At 56.7% G+C, this 8,320-nt stretch carries 7 protein-coding genes; 6 read left to right on the top strand and 1 reads right to left on the bottom strand.

The genetic code is table 11. From position 1 onward, the window contains the following. Positions 1 to 81 precede the first annotated feature (81 nt). On the bottom strand, positions 82 to 978 hold the full coding sequence (locus tag AUC61_RS07000) for a LysR family transcriptional regulator (protein WP_243245231.1): 897 nt from the start codon (positions 976 to 978) through the stop codon (positions 82 to 84). Positions 979 to 1,140: 162 nt separating this feature from the next. Here AUC61_RS07000 and amaB point away from each other — a divergent pair, with 162 nt between their 5' ends. The 6 genes from amaB to AUC61_RS06970 all read left to right on the top strand — a co-directional run bounded on the left by amaB (position 1,141) and on the right by AUC61_RS06970 (position 8,278). Further along, positions 1,141 to 2,631: an L-piperidine-6-carboxylate dehydrogenase gene (amaB, locus tag AUC61_RS06995; protein WP_279290932.1), complete on the top strand. Its 1,491-nt coding sequence runs from the start codon at positions 1,141 to 1,143 to the stop codon at positions 2,629 to 2,631. Between the two features lie 559 nt (positions 2,632 to 3,190). Next, positions 3,191 to 4,324 (top strand): branched-chain amino acid ABC transporter substrate-binding protein, encoded by a 1,134-nt coding sequence (locus AUC61_RS06990; RefSeq protein ID WP_243245228.1) that lies wholly within the window; start codon positions 3,191 to 3,193, stop codon positions 4,322 to 4,324. A 170-nt stretch (positions 4,325 to 4,494) separates the two neighbouring features. Continuing rightward, on the top strand, positions 4,495 to 5,409 hold the full coding sequence (locus AUC61_RS06985) for an ABC transporter permease subunit (RefSeq protein ID WP_122663127.1): 915 nt from the start codon (positions 4,495 to 4,497) through the stop codon (positions 5,407 to 5,409). A gap of 3 nt (positions 5,410 to 5,412) precedes the next feature. Continuing rightward, positions 5,413 to 6,693 (top strand): high-affinity branched-chain amino acid ABC transporter permease LivM, encoded by a 1,281-nt coding sequence (livM, locus tag AUC61_RS06980; RefSeq protein ID WP_243245226.1) that lies wholly within the window; start codon positions 5,413 to 5,415, stop codon positions 6,691 to 6,693. Then, the gene (locus tag AUC61_RS06975; protein WP_122663125.1) at positions 6,690 to 7,565 is read left to right on the top strand and encodes an ABC transporter ATP-binding protein; all 876 of its coding nucleotides are present in this window, start codon (positions 6,690 to 6,692) and stop codon (positions 7,563 to 7,565) included. Before livM ends, AUC61_RS06975 begins: the two co-directional genes overlap by 4 nt. Beyond that, a complete protein-coding gene (locus AUC61_RS06970) occupies positions 7,562 to 8,278 on the top strand; it encodes an ABC transporter ATP-binding protein (RefSeq protein WP_243245224.1) in 717 nt (238 codons plus the stop codon). Before AUC61_RS06975 ends, AUC61_RS06970 begins: the two co-directional genes overlap by 4 nt. The last annotated feature ends 42 nt before the right edge of the window (positions 8,279 to 8,320 follow it).

Here is an 8,320-nt window from a genome sequence, read left to right as displayed (position 1 = left end):
TCGGCAGCTCCTACAGATCAAAATTTTTCCGCAAGAAAGCGCTGTGTGAGGAGTGCTGGCGATCTTCTAGCGAAACCGCGTTTATTCCGCTTCCAACTGCTCCAGCATCCACTTGGCAAAGTCCCTGATCTTCGGCACTTCAGCGGCGTGCTCCGGGTAGGCCATGTAATACGCGTCGCTGCTTGGCAAAGCGTGTTGCCAGGGGATGACCAGCTTGCCGTCAGCCAGTTCCTCTTCCACCAGAAAGCGCGGCAGCAGGGCGACGCCGCAACCGACTTGCGCTGCGCGAATGCACATGTAGAAGGTTTCGAAGCGTGGGCCGTGGTAGCTGTGTTCTGTGTGATAACCCTGACTGTCGAACCAGTCATGCCAGCCTTGCGGGCGATTGGCGTTTTGCAGCAGGACCAGATCGGCCAACTGCGTCGGATCGGTAAACGGTACGGCGGGTAGTGCTCCCGGTGCGCAGACCGGCACCAGTTCTTCGCCAAACAAGCGCACGCTCTCTGCCCCGGGCCTTGCGCCCTGGCCGAAGTAGAACGTGAAATCGCAGCGGCTTTGAATCAGGTCATCGTTTTCCTGCTCGTTGACCACATCCAGATGGATATGCGGATGACGCAGACGCCAGCCTTTCAAGCGCGGCACCAGCCAGCGGGCGCCGAAAGTCGAGGGTGTGGAAACCCGCAGCACCTCGGTCTCGCCGCCATAGGAGCGCAGGAAGTGCGTGGACATCTCCATCTGGCTGAGAATCTTGCGCACTTCGCCCAGGTACAGCGCGCCTGCCGGGGTCAGTTGCAAGCGACGACGCACCCGGCGAAACAGCAGGTGCTGCACCAGCTCTTCAAGCTGCGCCACTTGTTTGCTGACCGCACTTTGCGTGAGGTTCAGCTCTTCAGCGGCACGGGTAAAGCTCAGGTGTCGGGTAACCGCTTCGAAGCATTGCAGCGCCGTAATAGAGGGCAGGTGACGTCTGTTGAGCATTGTTCGGGCCTTTTTCGATCCAGAGGCGGCTCCATCCCTGGGAGCATGAATAAAAGGAATGATATCTCGCCTAATGGTCGTTTGTTGATGGCGTTAAGGCCAGCTATTACTAGAGCCTGAAGATTTACCGTTATTTCAGCATTCCCGAATTCAGGAGAGAACATGCTTACCGACCTGCTAAACCGACTCGGTGTCGACCCCGCGAAATATCAGAAGGGCGACCAGCCTGTTCATACCCCCATTGATGGCAGTCGCATTGGCGCAGTGAGCTGGGAAGGCGCTGCTGAAGTGGAGCAGCAGGTCACGCGTGCCGACGCGGCTTTCCAGGCCTGGCGCAAAGTACCGGCCCCACGTCGCGGCGAGTTGATCCGTCTGTTCGGCGAAGCGCTGCGCAAGCACAAGGCTGACCTAGGCGAGCTGGTCTCCTGGGAAGCTGGCAAGATTACTCAGGAAGGCCTGGGTGAAGTGCAGGAGATGATCGATATCTGCGACTTCGCCGTCGGCCTGTCCCGTCAGTTGTACGGTTTGACTATCGCCTCCGAGCGTCCAGGCCACCACATGCGTGAAACCTGGCATCCACTGGGCGTGGTCGGTGTGATCAGCGCGTTCAACTTCCCGGTCGCGGTCTGGTCGTGGAACACCGCACTGGCGCTGGTGTGCGGCAACTCGGTGATCTGGAAGCCCTCGGAAAAAACACCGTTGACTGGTCTGGCATGTCAGGCGCTGTTCGACAAGGTTGCCGCCGACTTTGCTGATGCACCGGATTACCTGGCTCAGGTGGTTATTGGTGGTCGCGATGCCGGTGAAGCGTTGGTCGATGATCCGCGCGTGGCCCTGATCAGTGCAACCGGCAGCACCCGAATGGGGCGTGAAGTGGCTCCGAAAGTGGCCGCGCGCTTCGCTCGCAGTATCCTCGAACTGGGCGGTAACAACGCCATGATTCTCAGCCCGACAGCTGATCTGGATCTGGCCGTACGCGCCATCCTGTTCAGTGCCGTGGGTACTGCCGGGCAGCGCTGCACGAGCCTGCGACGTTTGATCGCCCATGAGTCGGTGAAAGCCGAAATCGTCTCGCGCCTGAAAACTGCTTACGAAAAAATCCGTATCGGCCACCCGCTGGAAGGCAATCTGATCGGTCCGCTGATCGATAAACACAGCTATCAGGCCATGCAGGATGCGCTGGAACAGGCGACGAGCGAAGGCGGCAAGGTGTTTGGTGGCAAGCGCCAACTGGAAGATAAATTCCCGAACGGCTACTACGTTTCTCCGGCCATTGTTGAGATGCCAGAACAGAGCGACGTGGTCTGCACCGAAACCTTCGCGCCGATTCTTTACGTCGTGGGTTATGAGGATTTCAACGAAGCGCTGCGTCTGAACAATGCCGTGCCACAAGGCCTGTCGTCGTGCATTTTCACAACGGATGTGCGGGAAGCCGAGCAGTTCATGTCGGCGCTGGGCAGTGACTGCGGCATCGCCAACGTCAACATCGGCCCGAGCGGTGCTGAAATCGGCGGCGCATTTGGTGGCGAGAAAGAAACCGGTGGCGGTCGTGAGTCCGGCTCCGACTCGTGGCGCGGCTACATGCGTCGCCAGACCGCGACCGTGAACTACTCGCTGGAACTGCCGCTGGCGCAGGGTATTACGTTCGATTGAGGTCTAGCTCGAACTCCATGCAGCCTTGTGGGAGCCAAACTACTTAGGCTGCTGACACATACCCTGTAGGAGTGAGCTTGCTCGCGATAGCTGTCTGATAAATAGGAAAAGCGTTGCCTGATCAGACGTTATCGCGAGCAAGCTCACTCCTACAGGTTTAACCTTTGTTGTCATACACCGCGCGGGGCAGGCATCGAAGTCGTGCCTATAGGGTAGAGATTCGTGCATCGCGTAATAACCTCCACTAACCTCATATGGTGCGTCCCGTAGCGCACGCGCACCGCCGGTGTGCAGTTCGGTGACGCATGCTGTTACAGCAGGGTTGTACGTGGCTGGATGCGTAGGTTGCTACGTATTTTGTCAGTGGTTGCACCTTTTTATTTAAAGGTTGCACATTGCTTGATGTAGAGGGTTGCATGCCCTTTGGTCAAAGGCTCTAGCTGGGCCGAACGCAACAAGTTCATGAGTTTCATCAGAATAAAAAACGAATGGCACGCCACTTGCTCAGAGCAACTCTGTAGTTGCAGTGCTAATCAAAAAAATCTCAGGAGCACCACTCATGTCGCAGACGTTTTACAGAAAAGGCTTTCTTGCAATTGCAGTCGCTACTGCATTCGGCGTGTCTTCGTTTGCTCAGGCTGATGTAAAAATCGGCGTCGCGGGGCCAATGACTGGCGCCAACGCATCGTTTGGTCAGCAATACATGAAAGGCGCTCAGGCAGCTGCCGACGCGATCAACAAGGCGGGCGGTGTTAACGGGGAAAAGATCGTACTGACCGCCTATGACGACGCTTGTGAGCCAAAGCAAGCCGTCGCGGTCGCTAACAAAGCGGCTTCGGACAAGGTAGCTGGTGTTGTCGGCCACTTCTGCTCGTCTTCGACCATTCCAGCGTCGGAAGTGTATGACGAGGCTGGCATCATCGCGATTACTCCAGGGTCGACCAACCCGACCGTTACCGAACGCGGCTTGAGTGCTATGTTCCGTATGTGTGGTCGTGACGATCAGCAAGGCATTGTGGCTGGCGATTACATCGTTGATGTTTTGAAAGGCAAGAAAATCGCCGTTATCAACGACAAGGACACCTACGGTAAAGGCCTGGCCGATGCCACAGCCAAGCAACTGACCACTCGCGGCGTTAAACCAGTGCTTGAAGAAGGCCTGACCCGTGGCGAGAAAGACTTCAGTGCTTTGGTCACCAAAATCCGCTCGGTAGGCGCTGACGTTGTTTACTTCGGCGGCCTGCACCCGGAAGCCGGTCCGCTGGTTCGTCAGATGCGTGAGCAAGGTTTGAAAGACGTCAAGTTCATGTCCGATGACGGCATCGTAACGGATGAGCTGGTCACCACCGCTGGCGGCGCGCAATACGTTGATGGCGTGTACATGACGTTCGGCGCAGACCCACGTGTACTGCCAGACAGCAAGGCCGTCGTGGACGAGTTCCGCAAAACCGGCTACGAGCCTGAAGGCTACACACTGTATGCCTACGCTTCGGTTCAAGCCTTGGCCGCTGGCTTCAATGGTGCCAAATCCAACAAGGGCGAAGATGCCAGCAAGTGGCTCAAAGCTCACCCGGTTAAAACCGTAATGGGCGAGAAAGCCTGGGACACCAAAGGCGACCTGAAAGTCTCCGACTACGTGGTTTACCAGTGGGACAAAGACGGTAAATACCACCAGCTTGAAAAACAGAAGTAAGCAACGTGCATAGCCGCACGAGTGTTTCGAATGCTCGTGCTGCTTGGTAATGGGGGCGCAAGGTTGCGACCCCGAAGATCTTCTGTCAGCTATTGGATGAAGGCTCGTTGCGCCTCACAAGGGTGCCGCGGGCCTGCATCAATAGCCTTTCAAGTTCGTGAGCGTGCGTGATGGACGGTATTTTCCTGCAGCAAATGATCAACGGTCTGACCCTCGGGTCGGTCTACGGTTTGATCGCCATCGGTTACACGATGGTCTACGGCATCATCGGCATGATCAACTTCGCCCACGGCGACGTGTACATGATCTCGGCTTACCTGGCCGCTATCGGCCTGGCCGTCCTGTCATTTTTCGGTCTGGAGTCTTTCCCTTTCCTCATTCTCGGCACGCTGATCTTTACCATCGTGGTGACCGGCGTGTATGGCTTTGTCATTGAGCGAGTGGCTTACAAACCACTGCGTAACTCGACACGTCTTGCTCCCCTGATCAGCGCCATTGGTATCTCGCTGATCCTGCAAAACTATGCACAAATCAGCCAGGGTGCCCGCCAGCAAGGGGTGCCGACTTTGCTCGAAGGCGCCTGGCGCTTTGAAGTGGGCAGCGGTTTTGTACAAATCACCTTCACCAAGATATTTATCCTGATTGCTGCGTTCGTTGGCATGGGCGTGCTGACTTACATCATCAAGTACACCAAGTTGGGCAGGATGTGCCGCGCGACCCAACAGGATCGCAAGATGGCCTCGATTCTGGGCATCAACACCGATCGGGTGATTTCCTACGTGTTTATTATCGGCGCTGCCATGGCTGCGCTGGCCGGTGTGTTGATCACCATGAATTACGGCACGTTCGACTTCTATGCGGGCTTCATTATCGGCATCAAGGCATTCACCGCTGCGGTACTGGGCGGTATTGGCTCACTGCCGGGTGCGATGCTCGGCGGGTTGATCCTGGGGGTTGCCGAGTCGCAGTTCTCCGGTCTTATCAACTCGGATTACAAAGACGTGTTCAGCTTCGGCTTGTTGGTACTGATCCTGATTTTCCGTCCTCAAGGCCTGCTGGGTCGCCCACTCGTGGCGAAGGTATAACGTATGTCCGAAACTATAAAACCCATCAACTTCAAACAAAGCCTGATTGATGCCGTGATCGCTGGACTGTTGGCGCTTATTGTCTTCGGTCCGATAGTCGGTGTGGTACTCGACGGTTATAGCTTCAATCTTGAACCCACACGCGTAGGGGTCCTGGTCGCCGTCGTAATGGTCGGTCGTCTGTTGCTCAGCGTATTCATGCAGACGCCCAAGGGCGTCACTATTGCCCAGAGTTTCGAGAGTTCAGACTCTGGCGTTCATGTGCTGCCACCGGATTACAAATCACGCCTGCGCTTCATCATTCCAGCCATGATTGTCATCGCCATGGTCTTCCCGGTGTTTGCCGACAAGTACGTGCTGACGGTCGTTATTCTGGGGTTGATCTACGTGTTGCTGGGCCTTGGCCTGAATATCGTGGTCGGTCTGGCTGGCCTGCTTGACCTTGGTTACGTGGCGTTCTACGCCATCGGTGCTTATGGTCTCGCGTTGGGTTATCAGTATCTGGGGCTCGGTTTCTGGTCGGCATTGCCACTGGCGGCCATTGCTGCAGCGTTGGCTGGCTGCATACTGGGCTTTCCTGTGTTGCGCATGCATGGTGACTACCTGGCCATCGTGACGCTGGGCTTTGGTGAGATCATCCGGCTGGTGTTGAACAACTGGCTGTCTTTCACGGGTGGACCGAATGGCGTAGCGGTTCCTTCGCCGACCTTTTTCGGTCTGGAGTTCGGACGTCGCGCCAAAGACGGCGGGGTGCCCATCCATGAGTATTTCGGGTTTGAGTACAACGCGAACCTCAAATTTATCTTTATCTATGCGGTGCTCTTCCTGGTCGTGCTGGCGGTGCTGTACATCAAGCATCGTCTGACCCGCATGCCGATTGGCCGTGCCTGGGAAGCGCTACGTGAAGACGAAATCGCCTGTCGGTCGATGGGCTTGAACCACGTGCTGGTCAAACTTTCGGCGTTCACCATCGGCGCATCGACGGCGGGGCTGGCCGGGGTGTTTTTCGCCAGCTATCAAGGCTTCATCAACCCGACCTCGTTCACCTTCTTCGAGTCAGCCTTGATCCTCGCCATCGTGGTGCTGGGCGGTATGGGGTCGACAATGGGCGTGGTCATTGCCGCGTTTGTGTTGACGGTTGCTCCTGAGCTGCTGCGCAGCTTCGCGGAATACCGTGTGCTTCTGTTCGGGATACTCATGGTGCTGATGATGATCTGGCGACCACGCGGCCTGATCCGCGTCTCTCGTACCGGGGTTACTCCACGCAAGGGGGTTGCGCCATGAGCAACGACATCATTCTCTCGGTCGAGCATCTGATGATGCACTTTGGCGGCATCAAGGCGCTCAGTGACGTCAGCATTCAAGTGCGACGCAACTCGATTTTTGCCCTGATCGGCCCTAACGGCGCAGGCAAAACCACGGTGTTCAACTGCCTGACCGGCTTCTACAAAGCCACCGGTGGTCGTATTGAATTGCACACCCGCGGGCAGACCACCAACGTCATCAAACTGCTGGGCGAGCCGTTCAAGGGCACGGACTTTGTCTCGCCGAAAAGCTTCCTCAGTCGCGTCTACTACAAGATGTTCGGCGGCACCCATCTGGTAAACCGGGCAGGTCTGGCGCGGACTTTCCAGAACATTCGTCTGTTCAAGGAAATGTCGGTGCTGGAAAACCTGCTGGTTGCGCAGCACATGTGGGTCAACCGCAGCCTGTTGGCGGGCATTCTCAATACCAAGGGTTACCGCGAGGCAGAAGAGGTCGCCATCAATACGGCGTTCTACTGGCTCGAAGTGGTGGACCTGGTGGATTGCGCAAACCGTCTGGCGGGCGAGCTTTCCTATGGTCAGCAACGTCGTCTGGAAATTGCGCGTGCCATGTGCACACGGCCTCAAGTGATTTGCCTCGATGAACCGGCGGCGGGCCTCAACCCGCAGGAAACCGAAGCACTGAGCGGCATGATCCGCCTGCTGCGCGACGAACATGACATGACCATCGTGCTGATCGAGCACGACATGGGCATGGTCATGGGCATTTCAGACGATATCGTGGTGCTCGATCATGGCAACGTGATTGCCACTGGTGGGCCTGAACAGATCCGCAACGATCCGAAAGTGATCGCAGCCTATCTGGGCGCTGATGAAGAGGAGTTGGTATGAGTAAGCCGATCCTCGAAATGAAAGAGATCGATGTGTTTTACGGGCCGATTCAGGCCCTGAAGAAAGTCTCGTTGCACATCAACGAAGGTGAAACGGTCAGCCTGATCGGCTCCAACGGCGCGGGTAAATCCACGCTGCTGATGTCAATCTTCGGTCAGCCCCGTGCGGCCGGTGGGCAGATCATTTATCAGGGCACTGACATCACCCAGAAGTCCTCGCACTACATCGCGTCCAACGGCATTGCGCAATCGCCGGAAGGGCGTCGGGTTTTCCCCGACATGTCAGTCGAGGAAAACCTGATGATGGGCACCATCCCGATTGGCGACAAACACTCGGCCGAAGACATGCAGCGCATGTTCGAACTGTTCCCGCGCCTCAAGGAGCGTCGTAATCAGCGCGCCATGACTATGTCTGGTGGCGAGCAGCAAATGCTCGCTATTGCACGGGCGTTGATGAGTCGTCCCAAACTGCTGCTGCTTGATGAGCCAAGCCTCGGCCTGGCACCCATCATCGTCAAACAGATCTTCGCAACGTTGCGCGAGCTGGCGCAGACAGGCATGACTATCTTCCTTGTCGAGCAGAACGCCAACCATGCCCTCAAGCTGTCGGACCGGGCTTACGTGATGGTCAACGGCGAGATCCGCCTGAGCGGCACGGGGCAGGAGTTGCTGGTTAACGAAGAGGTGCGTAACGCTTATCTGGGTGGGCATTGACCAGATGGCATGATGCAAATTATTGGATTGAAATGCATTTCT

This window comes from Pseudomonas maioricensis (assembly GCF_022790535.1).
In the GTDB taxonomy this organism is placed as follows: Bacteria; Pseudomonadota; Gammaproteobacteria; order Pseudomonadales; family Pseudomonadaceae; genus Aquipseudomonas; species Aquipseudomonas maioricensis.
The sequence above is the reverse complement of the archived record's forward strand: the minus strand, read 5'-3'. Positions and strand labels throughout refer to the sequence as shown.